1 pseudogene is annotated in these 431 nt (G+C 71.5%); it reads left to right on the top strand.

The annotated features are described in order from the left end of the window. Window positions 1-431: pseudogene (locus tag D7X30_RS41435) on the top strand (glucans biosynthesis glucosyltransferase MdoH); the annotation flags it as partial.

Here is a 431-nt window from a genome sequence, read left to right on the forward strand (position 1 = left end):
ATGGGCATGCTGTTCGCGCCCAAGATCCTGGGGCTGATGCTCGCGCTCTTCAAGCGGGGTGAGGCGGCGAAGATGGGGGGCCGCGTGAAGCTGGTGCTCAGCGTGCTCGTGGAGAGCGTGCTGGCCTCGCTCCTGGCGCCGGTGATGATGCTGTTCCAGTCACACTTCGTCTTCGGCACGCTCCTGGGGTACCGGGTGAACTGGTCCAGCCAGCAGCGAGAGGACGCGGACCTGCCGTGGTCCGAAGCGGCGCGGCGTCACGCCGTGCACATGGCGGTGGGCGTGGGGATGCTGGCCGTGGCCGCGCTGGTGTCCCCGGCGCTGGTGGCGTGGCTGCTGCCGGTGGCGGTGGGGCTGCTGCTCGCCGTCCCCCTCACGGTGCTGACGGCGCGCTCCTCGCTGGGGATGTGGGCCGCGCGCCGGGGGCTGTT

The organism is Corallococcus sp. AB011P (genome assembly GCF_003611605.1).
Taxonomy (GTDB): domain Bacteria; phylum Myxococcota; class Myxococcia; order Myxococcales; family Myxococcaceae; genus Corallococcus; species Corallococcus coralloides.